The 17,645-nt window shown below is 29.1% G+C and carries 19 protein-coding genes; 10 read left to right on the forward strand and 9 right to left on the reverse strand.

All coding sequences use genetic code 11. The features are described 5' to 3' along the window. Positions 1-35 precede the first annotated feature (35 nt). The 9 genes from Q0049_RS04680 (at position 36) to Q0049_RS04720 (ending at position 10,041) form a co-directional block, all read left to right on the forward strand. The gene (locus tag Q0049_RS04680; RefSeq protein WP_298117096.1) at positions 36-398 is read left to right on the forward strand and encodes a response regulator; all 363 of its coding nucleotides are present in this window, start codon (positions 36-38) and stop codon (positions 396-398) included. 99 nt (positions 399-497) lie between these two features. After that, the gene (locus Q0049_RS04685) at positions 498-1,367 is read left to right on the forward strand and encodes a helix-turn-helix domain-containing protein (RefSeq protein ID WP_298117098.1); all 870 of its coding nucleotides are present in this window, start codon (positions 498-500) and stop codon (positions 1,365-1,367) included. Between the two features lie 131 nt (positions 1,368-1,498). After that, positions 1,499-3,394: an acetate--CoA ligase gene (locus Q0049_RS04690; RefSeq protein ID WP_298117100.1), complete on the forward strand. Its 1,896-nt coding sequence runs from the start codon at positions 1,499-1,501 to the stop codon at positions 3,392-3,394. A 134-nt stretch (positions 3,395-3,528) separates the two neighbouring features. After that, positions 3,529-4,617, forward strand: a complete 1,089-nt coding sequence (locus Q0049_RS04695; protein WP_298117102.1) for an HlyD family efflux transporter periplasmic adaptor subunit — start codon at positions 3,529-3,531, stop codon at positions 4,615-4,617. Positions 4,618-4,702: 85 nt separating this feature from the next. After that, positions 4,703-5,926, forward strand: coding sequence for an ABC transporter permease (locus Q0049_RS04700; protein ID WP_298117104.1), 1,224 nt, complete (start codon positions 4,703-4,705; stop codon positions 5,924-5,926). Positions 5,927-5,928: 2 nt separating this feature from the next. After that, positions 5,929-6,600 (forward strand): ABC transporter ATP-binding protein, encoded by a 672-nt coding sequence (locus tag Q0049_RS04705; RefSeq protein ID WP_298117106.1) that lies wholly within the window; start codon positions 5,929-5,931, stop codon positions 6,598-6,600. 107 nt (positions 6,601-6,707) lie between these two features. Beyond that, a complete protein-coding gene (acs, locus tag Q0049_RS04710) occupies positions 6,708-8,615 on the forward strand; it encodes an acetate--CoA ligase (protein ID WP_298117108.1) in 1,908 nt (635 codons plus the stop codon). Positions 8,616-8,723: 108 nt separating this feature from the next. Then, positions 8,724-9,263 carry a hypothetical protein gene (locus Q0049_RS04715; protein ID WP_298117109.1) on the forward strand — a complete coding sequence of 180 codons (540 nt, stop codon included), beginning with the start codon at positions 8,724-8,726 and terminating at the stop codon, positions 9,261-9,263. Between the two features lie 88 nt (positions 9,264-9,351). Further along, the gene (locus Q0049_RS04720; protein WP_298117111.1) at positions 9,352-10,041 is read left to right on the forward strand and encodes a hypothetical protein; all 690 of its coding nucleotides are present in this window, start codon (positions 9,352-9,354) and stop codon (positions 10,039-10,041) included. Positions 10,042-10,068: 27 nt separating this feature from the next. Here Q0049_RS04720 and Q0049_RS04725 read toward each other — a convergent pair whose 3' ends face one another. From Q0049_RS04725 to Q0049_RS04760, 8 genes are all read right to left on the reverse strand, one after another. Then, positions 10,069-10,461 (reverse strand): RDD family protein, encoded by a 393-nt coding sequence (locus Q0049_RS04725; RefSeq protein ID WP_298117113.1) that lies wholly within the window; start codon positions 10,459-10,461, stop codon positions 10,069-10,071. Positions 10,462-10,489: 28 nt separating this feature from the next. After that, complete coding sequence (locus Q0049_RS04730) at positions 10,490-10,681, reverse strand: hypothetical protein (protein WP_298117115.1); 192 nt, start codon at positions 10,679-10,681, stop codon at positions 10,490-10,492. A gap of 2 nt (positions 10,682-10,683) precedes the next feature. Further along, the gene (locus Q0049_RS04735; protein WP_298117117.1) at positions 10,684-10,914 is read right to left on the reverse strand and encodes a hypothetical protein; all 231 of its coding nucleotides are present in this window, start codon (positions 10,912-10,914) and stop codon (positions 10,684-10,686) included. 69 nt (positions 10,915-10,983) lie between these two features. After that, a complete protein-coding gene (locus Q0049_RS04740; protein WP_298117119.1) occupies positions 10,984-11,247 on the reverse strand; it encodes a hypothetical protein in 264 nt (87 codons plus the stop codon). Positions 11,248-11,281: 34 nt separating this feature from the next. Beyond that, complete coding sequence (locus Q0049_RS04745) at positions 11,282-11,755, reverse strand: DUF695 domain-containing protein (protein ID WP_298117121.1); 474 nt, start codon at positions 11,753-11,755, stop codon at positions 11,282-11,284. Between the two features lie 156 nt (positions 11,756-11,911). Then, positions 11,912-14,380 carry a DEAD/DEAH box helicase gene (locus tag Q0049_RS04750; protein ID WP_298117124.1) on the reverse strand — a complete coding sequence of 823 codons (2,469 nt, stop codon included), beginning with the start codon at positions 14,378-14,380 and terminating at the stop codon, positions 11,912-11,914. Beyond that, complete coding sequence (locus Q0049_RS04755) at positions 14,373-15,131, reverse strand: hypothetical protein (RefSeq protein ID WP_298117126.1); 759 nt, start codon at positions 15,129-15,131, stop codon at positions 14,373-14,375. Before Q0049_RS04755 ends, Q0049_RS04750 begins: the two co-directional genes overlap by 8 nt. A gap of 201 nt (positions 15,132-15,332) precedes the next feature. Beyond that, the gene (locus Q0049_RS04760; RefSeq protein ID WP_298117128.1) at positions 15,333-16,343 is read right to left on the reverse strand and encodes a CBS domain-containing protein; all 1,011 of its coding nucleotides are present in this window, start codon (positions 16,341-16,343) and stop codon (positions 15,333-15,335) included. Positions 16,344-16,518: 175 nt separating this feature from the next. Between Q0049_RS04760 and Q0049_RS04765 the strand changes: the two genes are divergently transcribed. Further along, positions 16,519-16,809, forward strand: a complete 291-nt coding sequence (locus tag Q0049_RS04765) for a hypothetical protein (RefSeq protein WP_298117130.1) — start codon at positions 16,519-16,521, stop codon at positions 16,807-16,809. Positions 16,810-16,858: 49 nt separating this feature from the next. On the opposite strand, the gene Q0049_RS04770 is transcribed toward Q0049_RS04765, so the two are convergent. Next, positions 16,859-17,536: an SGNH/GDSL hydrolase family protein gene (locus Q0049_RS04770; RefSeq protein WP_298117132.1), complete on the reverse strand. Its 678-nt coding sequence runs from the start codon at positions 17,534-17,536 to the stop codon at positions 16,859-16,861. Positions 17,537-17,645 lie beyond the last annotated feature (109 nt).

The following is a 17,645-nucleotide window of genomic DNA, read 5'->3' on the forward strand; positions in this document are numbered from 1 at the left end:
ATATTGATATTGCAATTAGATAATAAATTTAAGAAATGAAGAAGATTTTAATAGTTGATGACGAACCTAACATAGTAATGTCACTTGAATATACTTTCAAGAAAAATAATTTTGAAGTATTCATTGCACGTGACGGACAAGAAGCTTTGGATATTGTAAAAACCAATTATCCCGACATGATAATTCTTGACGTGATGATGCCTATGGTTGACGGTTACGCTACTATTGAGCAAATAAAAAAAGACGACAACTTAAAACATACCAAAGTGATTTTTCTTTCTGCAAAAAACAAAGAAAGCGACATCGAAAAAGGAATGGCTCTTGGTGCTGATGCCTATCTAACGAAACCATTTTCTATCAAAAAAGTAGTCGATCAAGTGATGGAGTTACTTTCTTAATTATCTATTTTTATTTCATTTTCATAAATTGTTTGTAAAAAAAATGTAAATCTTACTGAATACATTTTTAATAAACTAAAATCTAAATACTTTTGAAAGATGAAACAAAAGCATCTTTATATTTTATTTTTATTAGTCCTAGCCATTATTACAATTCCGTTTAGTTGCAATCATCTAACAGAATCTCCAATTGATAATCCCAAGAACGAAATACTTTTAAGAAAAATAGGGCATGAAGTTTTGATTAGTTCCAATGATAAGACTTCAAAAGTAGTACCCATAAAAATAATTTCAGAAAATGAATTTCAAATTAGCTTTGAAAATAAGTTTGCTTTTGCTCCCGATTCTCTTATAAACATCGTTAAAAAGAACATTTCTAAAAGTACATTCCCAAAAGAATATTCTGTCTCAGTACAAAAGTGTTCCAATGACGCAATTGTTTATGGTTTTCATATTGCTGCTGATTCAAGTAAAAATATCATTACTTGTAAAGGAAGAAATATGCCTTTAGATTGTTATGTTATAAGTTTTAAATTCGCTTCAAAAACTAATTCTATTTTCAATAAATATTTCTTTGTTGTAATTCTATTTTTTGCTGTCTTAGTATTCTTTTTGATAAAATTCAAAAAAGTAAAAAGCAAAGACGAAACAATTATTACTAATAAAGAAGAACATATACTAATCGGAAAATACTTTTTCTTCTTCCAGAAAAACCAACTTCAATTTGAAAACAAAAAGATTGCTTTAACTCCTAAAGAATCTAAATTATTGCATATTCTGTCCTCATCTCCAAATGAAATAATCGATAGAAAAACTTTGCAAAAAGAAATTTGGGAAAACGAAGGTGTAATTGTTACGCGAAGTTTAGATATGTTTATCTCAAAACTTAGAAAAAAATTAGAAAAAGATTCCTCTATTACAATCGTAAACATTCATAGTGTTGGTTATAAATTGGAGATTAAAAATTAAATTTTAAGTTTAAATTGATCTTTACGAAAACGTTTTCGTATATACCTATTTAGCAAGAAAATTTCATTTGGTATTGTATTAATAGTTAAATTTACTTTACTAGTTTAACAAACACAAACCTAACAATACCAATGAATTACCAAGAATTTTACAACCAAAGCACGCAATCACCAGAAGCATTTTGGAAAGCTCAAGCAGACCAAATCGATTGGTATACAAAACCTACAACAATAGTTGATAAAGACGAAAATGATTATCCATTATGGTATAAAGATGGAGAATTAAATATATGTTATTTAGCGTTAGATAAACATATTCAGGATGGTTTCGGTGATCAAACTGCAATTATATATGATTCACCTGTAACGCAAACTGTAAAAAAATATACCTATAACGAAGTAAAATCGGAAGTAGCAAAACTTGCTGGCGGTATGATTTCTTTAGGATTAAAAAAAGGCGATACAGCAGTAATTTATATGCCTATGATTCCGCAAGCCACTTTTGCAATGTTGGCTTGTGCACGAATAGGAGTAACGCATTCCGTTGTTTTTGGAGGTTTTGCACCACACGAACTAGCTATTAGAATTGACGATTGTAAACCAAGATTAATCATTACAGCATCATCTGGAATTGAAATAGACCGATTAATCGCTTACAAACCATTAGTGGATGAAGCCATTGAATTAGCCCAACACAAACCTAAAAAAGTAATCGTTTTCAATAGAAAATTAGGAGCCAGAATTCCTTTCAAAAAATACGATGTTGATTATGATGCATTAGTTTATGGTTCAGAAGAAACGCCATGTGTTCCTGTAAATGCTTCACATCCATTATATGTTTTATACACTTCTGGAACTACAGGAAAACCAAAAGGAATTGTCAGAGATACAGGAGGTTATGCAGTATCACTTAAATTTTCAATGCAATATATTTATGGAGCCAAGCAAGACGAAGTTTTTTGGGCAGCATCCGATGTAGGTTGGGTTGTTGGTCACAGTTATATTGTTTATGGACCATTAATTAATAGAAATACAACAGTAATTTTTGAAGGAAAACCAATACGAACGCCAGATGCAAGTACGTTTTGGAGAGTAATTGCCGAACATAAAGTAAGTATTATGTTTACTGCACCAACAGCAATTCGTGCGATAAAAAAAGAAGATCCAAATGGTGAATTTATAAAACAATACGATTTGTCCAGTTTGCGAACACAATTCTTGGCTGGTGAACGTTGCGATGTAGCCACTTTAGATTGGTATCGCGAGCACATTCCAGTTCCTGCAATTGACCATTGGTGGCAAACAGAATCAGGTTGGCCAATGATAGCAAACATGATGGGCGTGGAGTATTTATCCATAAAACCAGGTTCTGCAGGAAAAGCGGTTACTGGTTACGATATTAGAATTTTTGGTGAAAACGGACAAGAATTAGGTCCAAATGAAGAAGGTTATGTAGTTATCAAATTACCATTGCCTCCAGGAACAATGTTGGATTTATGGAAAGATAACGAACGTTTCAAAGCTGGTTACTTGAATAAATTTCCAGGATATTATTTCTCAGGTGATGGCGGATTTAAAGATGATGAAAATTATATTTACATTACAGGTAGAGTAGATGACGTTATCAATGTCGCAGGTCATAGGCTTTCTACAGCCGAAATGGAAGAAATTGTATCTTCACATCATTCGGTTGCTGAATGTGCTGTTATTGGAATTAATGACGAATTAAAAGGTCAAGTTCCACTGGCTTTAGTTGTCAATAAATCAGGTGAGGATATTGAGCACTTCCAATTGCAACATGAAGTAGTTCAGTTGGTTCGTGAACAAATTGGAGCAGTTGCTTCATTACGAGATGTTGTTATTGTCCAACGATTACCAAAAACACGTTCGGGTAAAATCTTACGAAAATTACTGAGAAGTATTGCCGATGGAGAAAACTTCCAAATTCCATCAACCATTGATGATGAAGCTATTATTGATGAAGTTAGAGAGGATTTTGCAAAAGCGAAAATAGGTTCGTTTAGGTAAAAACAAGTTAAAAAAGCCAATAAGTATTTTTATTGGCTTTTTTAATGTAAATTTATTAGAGTATGTACTCATTAACTAATTTAGATTATTGTTTATACCACTTCTAAAAAGACATCAATAAAATTGCTTATAAAATGAAAAAAACACTTGCCATAATAATCGGTTTATCCCTTTTTTCGTGTGGAAAAAGTGAGGAAATACAACCTACAAGTCAAGATATTAAAGAATTGGTTTTTGCTTCAGGTCAATTGGAATGGGACGATTCTTATAATCTTACAGCACAAACTGATGGTATTTTGCAAAATGCCTCTTTTGAGGTAGGAAACACAATTGCAAAAGGAAAAACAATTGCTACATTAGACAATGAAATCAATAAAATTAATGCAGAAACTTCGCAAGAACAATTAAAAATTTCTAATGAAAATGTGACTTCAAATGCTCCAGCTTTGGCGCAATTAGAACAAAATATTCAGTTTGCCGAAAGCAAATATTTACAAGATAAAAAGCAAGCCGAACGATACGAACGATTGAATCAGCAAAATATTGGTTCAAAAGTAGAATATGAAAACGCTCAATTAGCGGCTAAAAATTCACTATCCAATTTAAATTCTTTAAAAAAACAATATCGAGTTATTTTGCAACAAGCGAAACAACAACAAATTACAACCAAAGGTCAATTAAAAAGTAATCAAGTTGTTAAAAATTACAATTCGATTATCGTGACAGAAAGCGGAACGGTTATCAAAAAACTAAAAAACAACGGTGATTACGTCAAAAAAGGCGAAGTCATTGCGACTATTGCTAATCAAACGAAAGTGGAAGCTGTTTTAAACGTTGACGAAAATAGCATCGGAAAAGTAAAATTGGGACAAATCGTTTTTATAAAACTTAATACCAATAAAAATAGTGTTTTAAACGGAAAAATTTCTGAAATTCTTTCGGCATTTGACCAACAAACACAATCCTTCATTTGTAAAGTAACCTTCGATAAACCTATAAAAAACTCGCTTTTCGGAACACAACTGGAAGCTAATATTTTGGTTGGAGAAAAGAAAAATGCGTTACTAATTCCAAGAAATTACGTTGGATATGGAAACAAAGTAAACGTAAAAGGCAAAGACGAAAACGTAATCATAAAACCAGGGATCATCTCCACAGAATACGTTGAAGTAGTTGAAGGCTTGACCAAAGACGACATTCTTTTACCTTTAAAACCTAATTAGTTATAAGTTGTAAGTGTTGAGTTTTTGGTTGCAACTAAAACAAATAACACTAAAAATTTAAAACGTAACACAAAAAACTAAAAAAGTGAACATCAATACAGCCATAGCGAAAACTTATGTAGTTTCAAATAAAAAACTCACGGCTGTTGCAGTTATGGGAGTTGTTTTAGGTATGTCGATTTATATTTTTATGAATTGTATGTTAGTAGGTTTTGACAAAAGTGCTAATTCTTCTATCTTTAAATCAACTTCTCATATTCGAGTTTATAAAGACGACGAAATTAGTAAACCATTGATTGAAGATAATAATGCTAAACCCATTATAATCAATCCGAAAACCGTTCCAGTAAACAATACGATTATCAATCCAAATTTGGTTATCGAAACCATTTTAAAACAGAAAGAAGTAATTGTTGTTACACCTCAAGTAAATTCTAGCGTATTTTATAACAATGGAAAATCACAAATTTCGGGATTATCAGTAGGTATTAAACCTGATGAAGCCAACTTGATGTTTGATATAAAATCGTTTATGGTAGAAGGAAATTTTGATTTACTAAAATCCAATCAAAATGGAATTATTATTGGTAGTGGAATTGCCGAAAAAATGAATTTAGCTGTCAATGACAATCTCAATCTGACTTCTTCCAAAGGAATCAATCGCAGTTTTAAGGTTATTGGTGTTTTTAAAACAAATAATTCTAGTGTTGACAAAACAAAATCGTACATCAATATTGCAACAGCACAACAAATTTTAAAAGAAGGAAGCAACTACGTAACTGATATAAATGTTAATGTAATCGATCCAGAAAATGCGGAAACTGTTGCCAGTAAAATAGAGGCGATAACTGGCTATAAAGCTGAAGGTTGGAAAGAAGCGAATGCAACTTATGTTGCTGGAAATAGGATGCGTAAAATAGTCATCACTTTTGTTTCTTTTACAATTCTATTAGTGGCAGGTTTCGGAATTTACAACATCTTAAATATGACGGTTTCTCAAAAAATAAATGATATTGCTATTCTAAAAGCTATGGGATTTAAAGGAAAAGACGTCATTAGAATATTTGTAACTCAAGCGGTTTCAATTGGAATTATGGGTGTTATTGGTGGAATCATTATGGCAATCATATTAATAACAATTTTGAAAAATATATACGTTGGTGGAGATATAGGTTATTTTCCAATTGATTACGAATTCAAAAAATTTGTACAAGGTGTTGCCATTGGTTTAGTAATTACCTTTTTTGCAGGTTATATTCCTGCTAAGAAAGCAGCAAATGTTGATCCTGTTGAAATATTAAGAAAATAGAGATGAACATACTTCAAACCAAAAATATAAATAAGTCTTTCCACGAACCAACTGAATTTCAAGTTCTAAAAGAAATTTCATTTGATGTAAAAAAAGGTGAATTTCTTTCTATAGTAGGAAAATCGGGTAGTGGTAAATCGACACTTTTATATATACTTTCCACCATGGATACCGATTATAAAGGCGAATTATATATAGATAACAATTTGATGACAGGTTTATCAACCGATCAATTGGCCGAAATCAGAAACGAAAAAATCGGATTTGTGTTCCAATTTCATTATCTACTTCCTGAATTTTCATGTTTGAGAAACGTCATGATTCCAGCTTTGAAACTTGGCAAATTACCCGAAAAAGAAATCGAAGCACGAGCGTATCAAAAATTGGAAATATTAGGTTTGCAAGATCAAGCGTTGAAACCAGCTAGCAAACTTTCGGGCGGACAACAACAACGTGTAGCCATCGCCAGAGCTTTGATTAATGATCCGTTAATAATTATGGGTGACGAACCAACAGGAAATTTGGACAGTAAAAACACCAACATTGTTTTTGATATTTTTCAAGAATTGACTCGGAATTTTGGACAAACAATCATTGCCGTAACACATGATGAGGATTTTGCTCACAAAAGCGATAGAATTATTGAAATGAAAGACGGTAGAATTATCAGTTAATGCTTCCGATTTTTACATTATGTATACTAATTTAGCAAGAAAATTCTTTTCTACATTTATTTTATAGTTACATTTACATTAACAAACGAATAAAAAATAGAATAATAATGAGTTACTATACAATTGACAATTTAGAGCATTACTTTAAAATGTATAAAAAATCAGTGCGTGAACCAAGAAAATTTTGGGACCGAATAGCTGATGAAAACTTTACTTGGTACCAAAAATGGGAAAAAGTAATGGAATTTGATATGCAAGAAGCCCATTTCAAATGGTTTGTAGATGCTAAAGTGAACATCACTAAAAACTGTATCGACCGTCATTTGGCAAAACGAGGCGAAAAAACGGCTATCATTTTCGAACCAAATGATCCAAGCGAAGAAGCACAACATATTTCCTATAACGAATTGTACGCAAGAGTTTCAAGAATGGCGAATGTACTTCGGGAACAAGGCGTTAAAAAAGGCGACCGCGTTTGTATTTATCTTCCAATGATTCCTGAATTAGCAGTTTCTATTTTGGCTTGCGCCCGAATTGGAGCCATACATTCGGTAGTTTTTGCAGGATTTTCTTCTTCAGCAGTTTCGGCTCGTATCAATGATTCTGAATGTAAAATGGTCATCACTTCAGACGGAAGTTACCGCGGAAACAAAGCCATCGACCTAAAAGGAATTGTAGATGAAGCTCTAGAAAAATCACCTTGTGTTGAAAAAGTTTTGGTAGTAAAAAGAACCAATACAGAAGTAAACATGAAAGAAGGTCGTGACCAATGGTTGCAACCTTTAATGGACGCAGCGATTCCAAATTGCGTAGCCGAAATTATGGATTCAGAAGATCCATTATTCATTCTTTATACTTCTGGTTCTACTGGAAAACCTAAAGGAATGGTTCATACAACTGCAGGTTACATGGTTTACACTGCTTATACTTTTAAAAATATATTCAAATACGAAGAAAACGACGTTTATTGGTGTACTGCTGATATCGGTTGGATTACAGGACATTCTTATATTCTTTACGGACCACTTTTAAATGGCGCAACAACTGTGATTTTTGAAGGCGTTCCATCATATCCAGATTTCAGTCGTTTTTGGGAAGTTATCGAAAAACATCAAGTAAATCAATTCTATACAGCGCCAACTGCCATTCGTGCTTTGGCAAAAGAAAGTTTAGATTACGTACAACGTTTTCCGCTGAGTTCATTGAAAGTTATTGGTTCTGTTGGTGAACCAATTAACGAAGAAGCTTGGCATTGGTATAACGATCACGTAGGAGGAAAGCGTTGTCCACTAGTAGATACTTGGTGGCAAACCGAAACCGGAGGAATTATGATTTCGCCAGTTCCATTTGTAACGCCAACAAAACCAACGTACGCTTCGTTACCATTACCTGGAATTCAACCGGTTTTAATGGACGAATTGCGAAATGAAATTGAAGGCAATCAAGTAACAGGAAGTTTGTGTATCAAATTTCCATGGCCATCAATGGCGAGAACAATTTGGGGTGACCATCAACGTTTTAAAGAAACCTATTTCACTGCTTTTCCTGGAAAATATTTTACAGGTGACGGTGCTTTGCGTGATGAAGTAGGTTACTACAGAATTACGGGTAGAGTAGATGATGTTATTATTGTTTCTGGACATAATTTAGGTACAGCTCCAATTGAAGATGCCATCAACGAACATCCAGCTGTGGCAGAAAGTGCTATCGTTGGTTTCCCACATAATATTAAAGGAAATGCACTTTACGGATTTGTAATTTTGAAAGAAAGAGGCGAAGGTCGTGATAGAGATAATCTTTCTAAAGAAATTAACCAATTGATTTCTGACCAAATTGGACCAATTGCTAAGTTAGATAAAATTCAGTTTGTGAGTGGTTTACCAAAAACACGTTCCGGAAAAATCATGCGTAGAATTTTAAGAAAAATAGCAGAAGGTGACTTCTCAAACTTTGGAGATATTTCAACTTTATTGAATCCTGAAATTGTGGATGAAATCAAAGAAGGAAAATTATAGTTTATTTTAGTTTATTTAGTTAAAAGACTGCTTTGGAAACAGAGCAGTTTTTTTTGTTTATTATACTTATTTTACTTAAGTTTGAATTCAATAGTAACCTTAATTGAAATGAAAAAAATCAGCTTATTTTCTTTATTGTTTTTGTCTTTGTTCTTTGTTCAATGTAGTAGTGATGACAGTAGTTCGTCGTCATCAGGAACTTTATTTGTAAATGATGTTCTCTTCAAAATAGGTACAAATGCATTACCTAATACTATTTACAATCTTACAATGTTTTATGGCGATGATGATCCTGAATTTTTTAATACTCGAACTTTTAATATTCTTGATCCTGATTCTTCTACAGAAACAAATTATAAAAATATAACAATAGTCGTTGCTTATCCCGGATTAACATCTATTAACGGAACATATTCTTTATTACAAGAAGACAATCTTGATGGAATTCCTTTTGCTTCGGTAACATTTGAAACGGCATCAGATAGTTATGGTGGCGATGTTGATACTTCAACAGGAAGTTTAAAAGTTACTGATATGGGTTCGAATAAATTTAAATTAGAATTTATCGATGTAACTGTTGAAAATGAATCAGGTGATGTTAAAACAATTACTGGTTATTGCACTCCAACGTTTACTAGCTTAAATTAAGTAACCCAATAATTAATAATAAACTGCTCTAGAAATGGAGCAGTTTTTTTTGGAATACATTTTGATATTAGTATTTAAACTTTCGTTTATGAAACATTTTCTCTTAATTTTTGTTGTTGCAATCTGCTTATTCTCTTGTAAAAATAACGACTCTGAAATGAAAGTCTTACAAGATAAATTAGATAGTATTGACAAAAAATTAGAAGAATTAAAAAAAGAATCAAAGGAAAAAGATACTACTATTATTCCTAAAGATTCCCTTTCAAAGAAGCCTCAAATAAAAAAATTGGAGGAAAAAGCTAAAGAGGAAAAACCAATACAAAGTAATACCAAAACTTCAAAACCAAATACTTCAAAGGAAAAGATTCCAACAGTTATTAAACCTTCAAATGACACTACGTATTATTATTTTTCAGATGGAAAACTTTCAGTAAAAGTTGCACCAAGATCAGATAGGCAAAAAATTTGGATTTATTTCCCAAATGGTAAAGTTAGCTATGAACTTGAAAATATCAGAATGAGCTATACTTGCTTTAATGATTTATTTTTTAGAAAAAATGGTGCTGTTGAAAAAATAGAATCAAGTTTAAATCCTGGAGCAAGTATGTATATGTACAGTTCTGTAATTTATTTTGATGAAAATAATTTGCCGAGCTATAAGATTGATGAAAAAACGCCATCTACTTTAGAAGATCACATGAATAATAAATCCGTTTGGGACAGCAAAAACAAACGATGGATTAAACAAGAGGACCGAACACCGAAAATAAAAGAGTAACCACTTCAAAAACGGAACAGTTTTTTATTATTCTTCAACTTTTACCATAATACTTCCGCAAATAATATCGTGTAAAGTTCTACTTTTTGGGTTTACAAAAACGGTAATAAAAGAAAACCAACCCAATAGTAATTTGAAAAAATATCTAATTAGAGCTTGAAAAATAGTAATTCTTTCGTTTTCATTTGAAACTTTTCGGACTCTAATGTTCATTTTATGATTTCCTAAAGTAGTTCCAAATGCGGTACAAATTGGCTCATATAGTAGTAATGAAGCAAATAATGTTGCTCTAACCCAATTAGGAACGTTTTGATATGAGTTGAGAATATCAGAGAAAAAATACATACAAACAATGAGTATTAAAGTATCAATGGTTGTTGATTTTATTCTATCTAATACGGAAGGATAATTTTCTTTCATAATGATTTGGCAGCTTAAATGTAAACCACTATTTCTTTGATTTATTGATAAAATGTTTTGCCAAAATAAAAACCGAAGCTGCAAATGTTACAAAGTAAATAGCCGAAAGTGCCTTTTTCTCCACTGTAAAGTTTTGGAAATCTATTTGTTTGTACAAAGCCGAACCAACAATAATGGCTACAATGCTTAAGAAAAATACTGGTGCGTTATTTTTTTCCATGGTTATTGTTTTTTGAGTTTTTTTCCAAAACTATATAAAAAATAAATTATTCCTATAAAAATTGAATATCCTATTAAAGTACCCATCAAATAACCAAATGCATAACTATTATCTTCTTTAGAAAATACTATAAAAATATCTTTCAATGATTGTAACAAAACAGTAAGCATTAAAAATGCCAAAACATAAGAAATCCAAACTAAAATAGATCCAATGATTGGTTTATATTTCATAGTTGTTTATTATAATAAAATACAAAACTAACTTTAAAAAATAATAAAAACCATTTTTGTGTATAGCTTTTATTTTAAGTTTAGAATTCTTTTTCCATTGATTATTAAAACACTTATTAATGAACTTATTAGAATAACTTTAAGGTCTTTAAATCCTGAAAAAAGCATTTCTAATTTTGTTGGAATTTCATCATTTCCAATAGATGCTATTTGTGTGTAATCCATTTGATTAAAATAGGAGGAATAAAATACTTCATAAACGCTATAAACTCCAACAAATAAAATAAAAATGAAAGTTAAAATTATGAATGAAATTATTTTACGCTTTGACATTTTTGTTTTTTAAACCGCTATTTGTAGTTGTACTTTATTCTTCAGTTATACTTTTCAAAAGCCATTCTGCAAGTTTCCAATCTATATCATCATCTATTCTGTATTCAAATTGAAACGGATAATTTTCTTCTTCAACGATTTTATTTAGAAACTCATTAGTTAGTTCGGGTTCAAAAACTCTCCAAATTAATTCTCTAGTTTTATTCCAAGTAATTCTTCCCAAAAATAATGCATTTGGTTTTTCTTTATTTTTACCTTTTATATTTTCATCTAAATAATCTTCAAACTTTTCTGCTTTTAAAACATCTTCATTTGACGGCATTCCATTTTCAATAAAGTTTTCAAAGTCAATCATTATTGAGCAATGCCAGGAGAAAACATCTTTCGGTTCAAATTTTACCAAACTTAAATTTATAACACCAATTCCAGGAAAATCTTCTTGTTTAAATTCTATAATTTGATATTCTTCTTTTGGAATAATTACTCTAAATTCTCTTTCTTCGCTCATTTTTCTGAGTATTACTACTAACGTTTCGAAGCTGCAAGAAGTTGCGAACTTCATTCACTGACAATTACAAATATAGACAAAGCTTTGATTCAACAATAACCATTACGGATAAATAATAAGCCTAGCAATTTCGTTAAACGGTTCTTGATAGCAGTTTTAATTTAGATATTTCCTTATCTCAAACTTAAATAATTCTGATTGATTTTCTAAATAGTTATTAAACTCTTTTTTTGCATTAAGGTTACCATTTTTGTCAAGATAAAGATTTTTCATTTCTCCATCTTCATTTATTTGTTTTATTAAGTTTATGCTTAAACCAAACCTAACTAAATCTATTAATTTTTTTTCAGTGGTTCCATAAATATATAATAAATAATATTCCTCAGATATTATATCAAAATCATATAAGAAAATGATTAACTTATTTAATTTAAAACTCACAAAATCTTCTTCTATTTTTAATTTTACAATTGCTAAATTTATTAATTCTTTATCTTTTTTATTTGAAAGGTTTATATAAACTTCTCTATTATATTTGTTGTTTTTATATTTTTCAGAAATTCTAATCTCGTCACCATAAGTTTCTCCAATAAATAAAAAGGGATCATTAGAATTCGCTTTTTCTTTAAAATATTTGAAAGTTGAATTTATGCGTTCATTCAAAGCTTGCTTTTGTGTTATTTCTAAAAAATAGTTATAATAATTTGTTGCTTTATCGTTTTTTAGACGTTCAACTTCAAAATCTCTAATATTCTCTACATTGTTCTTGATGAGTATATTATTTATAATATCTACTACTTTAATTGAAAATTCAAACTTAAAAACATCAATATTTTTAATAATATTTTCACAGGCAACTTCTAAATCATAGAAAAAGTCATCTATTGAGTTTTCAATAAAGTACTTTTTTAAAAAGTCTTTCCTATTTGATGGTTTAATTAAAATAAATTCAGAAGATGAAATAATAATTGTATCTTCTTTTTCATGTTTTTCTTTTCTCGCTTCACTTAATTTTAGTTTTTCAATTTCATAATTTTCAATTAATGGGTTTTCAATTTTATCTTCAAAGCTTTGATTTCTTAATAATTCAATTGTTTTTCTAATATCTCTAGCTCCTTGAAATGGTTCACTATTTAAGAAATGAATTTTTGAAATTAGTTGATTTAAATTATTGCTGTTAAAAACATAATTCAATCTGTTAACTCTACCAATGAGATTTATCAATTCTTTTCCTTTCATTTCATTTGCCCTTGAAGATGTAATGAAAATGGTTTCAATAGGTAAGTTAATGCCTTCAAGTATTACTTGATTTGCAATAATATATTTAATTTCAGCAATTGTTTTAAATTGAAATTCTAAATACTCTTTTATAATATTTGGAATTTTAGCATGAATATAAACTATTCCTTTTTCTAACAATTCAACTGCATAAAATGAATTATGAACTTCTTTTCTTAGTGTATTAATTACATTTAATATCTTTTCATTTTTTATTGGTTTTTCATTCTTGAATAAACCCAAAGATAATTCTTGAATTTTTTTTGGTTTATGATGATAAATGAAATTCTTGCTCTTTGAATTTTTGATTATATAGTCATAAAAATTAGTTTTAATATTTAAGTCAATATATTTATGTGTAAATTTATCATAAAGAAAGCTTTTAAATTTATGATATAAGTAAACTTCAGAAGCCTTTAAATCATAATTTATTTTTCTTGTATAGACAGTTGTTTCATCAATAGTTTTAATCTTTAAATTATCAGTTTCATCTATTAATGGAGATAAATAAATAATTTTTTGTTTTTGATTTTTGAAAAAATTTAATTGAATTAATCTGGAGAGTATATAACTTCTTGAATCTCTTTCAAGTATTTTATGTGCTTCATCAATAAATATAATATCAAAGAAAGCTTTTTCATTATTATTTAAGATTCTTGTAGCTCTTTCCTGAGTTAATATACCAATAAATTTTGTTTCACCTTGATACATCTCATCATGAAGAATTAATTTATATGATAAATTTAATTTTTTTATATCATTATAAGTTTGAAGTAACAGTGATTTTGTTGGAACAATTATTCCGATTCTTGAATACTCAAATTTTTTGATGTAATCTTTAATTAGTGAACTTTTACCATAAGATGTAGGAGCAATATATGCAATGTTTTTTGAGTAATTATTCTGTAATATTGATTTTACTGATTTGTTTTGTTCAAGGGATTCAATGTAGTTTTCGGATGATTTATAATTATTATCTATTATTTTATTTAAATATAAGTCTGCAAAATTGTTTTCTTCAAATTCAATTAATTTATTTTTTAAAATGTAACTTGATATTGGGTAAAATCCAATTTGCAAACAAATATCATATAATGGTTTATAATCATTAAATAAAATTGAATATTTTAAAATTATATAATAACCAAGCTTAAAATAAGTTTTATATCGTTTGTCATTTTCATAAAATTTAAAAAGTATAATTGCACAAGAAAGTAAGTACTCTTTTTCGGAATCATCAAAATCCTTGTTTTCAAGATTTAGTTTTTGAAATGTCGCTTGAAAAAATTTATCTTTTTTTAGATTTGATAACTGGAGTTTTTCTCGATTTTGATCTTTTCTATTCATTTATAAATTTTAAAAAATCTTCAATACTTTTTTTATTAATACAAATGACATTAATTTTTCTTGCATTGTATTTCTTGACTAATAATTCAATTTTTTTTTTTAAATCATCTACATCAATTAATTCCCATTTATCATACATATATATTGTAGAACTTGGAATAATATTAAAATTCGAAATATTGTGATATACTTTATTTACATAATCTTTAGAATATGATTTTATGTTCTCAACTAAACTCTTGTTGCGATTAATAGAATAATTATTTGCATGAATAATTGCATTTTTCCATGGATTGTTCGTAGTGTTTTCTCCTTCAATTTTTTTCTTTACATCATTGTAAGATAAACTAATATTTTCATTGTGATTTGACAAAGTATTTGGCAAAGTTGATTTACTCTCATAAATCCAAAATTCATTTTCATTTAGATAAAGTCCATCAAAACCTTTTTTTGGACCTTTTTCTTCTAAATTCCTAAATAAAAAATGTTGTTCATGATTTTTATTTCTTAAGTAAAGATGACAAATAAATTCTGAAACAAATCCGTAAATCAATCTATCATCTTTTTTATTTTTAAACCAATCTTGTAATTCAATTTTAACAGTTGGAAAATCATCTTCTTCATTATCTCCATTCCAAATTTTACAAATATCTTTTTTGATTACTTTCAAAACATCCTCTGAATAATACTCAATATTGATAAAATTTAATGTCGTTTTTTTATCCAATTCTATTACTGTCTCATTAAACATTCAAATGTAGTTTATTAGATTATTATTGAGAATCTTGAATTTTAGCACGGTTTTCAAAAAATTGCTACAAACGTTCCGGCGCTTGGCGAGGTTGCGAACTTTGGAACCGATTATTTTCTATCAAAGATAAAATTTCTCGCGAGAAATAAACTTGTATTTACTACAAAATTCAAAATCTTGCAAAACGACTGTTAATTTAATTTAACAATTTTTCAAGAAATCCATTAGAAAAACTGACATACATCTCAATTTTTTTAATTCAACATCTGAAATTTTATCAGGATGAAAATGCATAACTCCATTTCTTATTTTTCTAATTTCTTCTAATTCATTTACGAAATCTGATTTTACAAAAGGTAAGCCTAATAAAGTCCACATTTCGTTATTTTCAATAACACGTAAATATTCGCCAAATGTCATATCACTAATTGAATCAATTTTTCTTGTCGAATCTTGAACAGTTAATAGTTTCAAAATATCATCGTGAATAATTTTGTCGTTTAGTATTAAACGAATAAAATTTTCAATCTGTTCTAATAATATGTATGGTTCAATTTGTTCAAGAAACTCTTCGTTTAAATCAAATGGTGTAACAGGACCAAGTATTTTTTTGTCTTTACTTAAAACAAAAATCATTTCGGTTTTAATGACTTCTTTTATTGCATCAAATAATGGAGTGTCTTCTGGTAAAACTTTATAATCATTTGTCATAAAGTCTTTTACTAAATTAGATTTTTTTTTAGCAATTAAACCTTTTGCTATGGATTGCCAACTAATTATTCCTAAAATTGCTCTTTCATCATTCATAACTGGTAATTGTGAATAATCATTTTTCCACATTAAATGATATGCCTTTTCTAAATTACTTTCTTTTGTAATAGATAATGGAGTTTGAGCAGCTGCTTTTAGAACAGATAGTCGATTAATTGGATCAAATTTTTCTTCTTCATTTTCGTCAGCTACCTTTCCATTTTTAATTTTGGCTTTATCCATTTCTTTTAATTCAATCATTTCATCTATCCAACCATTTTGATAATTAGGAACTACCATCATTTTCTCATTATGAAGAAAATTATTTATGCGCCAAACATTTCCACTTGTTCTTTTTTCGTAACAATCAAATAACCAAATAAAATTTCTTATAGTCATAGTTTCTGACTTTCCTTGTTTTTTTATTTGATTTATTAATTCTATAAATTGTGGTCTAGGCATTTTTCAAGTTTTTTTTAGGTAAAATTACTGGTAACAATTGTATATCTACGATTCATCATACAGAGTCACCAAAAAACAAAACTTCATGTAAAATAAATCTTTCCAAATGTAACCAATTCCTACAAACAAAAACTACGTAGAAATACTGATTTTTTTCTTCGCTTTCACAAAATAAATGACCGCTAAAACCAAAAACGGTAAAGTAGAAAAAATGATTTTAAAATTTGAACTAAGAATGCCAACGATAGCAAAGAACAATACTAAAAACCCTAAAAGCAGTACAGCTAAAGTATTGAGTTTTCTGTTTATTTTTGGTAGAAGAGCTCCAAAAAGTAATATCATTTGGGTTGCTAATCCTAATAAAATAATAGGATGTGTGAAGTTGCTTATCCAATTTTCGGTTTTGGTAAAAATTTCTTTTTCTGCTTCAAAAACATACATCGAATGGTTAGGCCATTCTAAGTAACAAAATTGGAATGCGATTAACAATCCTAAATTGAGTAAGCGTTTCATTTTTAATCTTTCAAAAAGGGTAGAAGTAGTGCTTCCATTTTTTTATAACCTGCTACATTAGGATGTACGCCATCTTCGCCATATTTTTTTTGCAAACCTTTGTTGTCGTCCACCATGGAAGCATAATAATCAACGTAGGCAATGTTGTGTTTTTTGGCATACGTTTCAATCATTTCGTTCAGTTCAATGACTTTGTACGCAGGTTGTAATTTTGGATTCCAATAAAAAGCATTCGCAGGAAGTACAGAGCAAAGAATGACCTTAATTTTATGAGTTTGTGCTAATTCGGTCATGGAAATAATATTGTCCATAATTTGCTGAATCGTAATTGGTCCAGTGTTTTCGGCAATGTCATTAATTCCGGCTAAAATAACCACTTTTGAAGGTTTCAAATCAATGACATCTTGACGAAATCGCAACAACATTTGAGGCGTTGTTTGTCCGCTAATTCCTCTGTTTATAAATTCGTTAGCACTAAAAAAAGTACTGTCGTTTGATTTCCAAAATTCCGTAATGGAATCACCCATAAAAACAACTCTTTTTGAAGAAGGAGTAAGGCTTTGGTTTTCTTTTTCATACTTTTTTAAGTTGGCCCAATCTGTATTCATAGCATTTTGCGAAAAAGAAGTTGTTGAAATAGTTACTATTAATAATTTCAGTAATTTTAATTTTAAACGCATAGATACATAGTTTTTTTTTTAATTAATTTAGAACATAATAGAAATTTATTTTTTCACATAGACTACGAAACCTATATAAAGCAAATCACTTTTAATGTTGTATTTTTTC

Source organism: Flavobacterium sp. (assembly GCF_027484205.1).
Lineage (GTDB): Bacteria > Bacteroidota > Bacteroidia > Flavobacteriales > Flavobacteriaceae > Flavobacterium.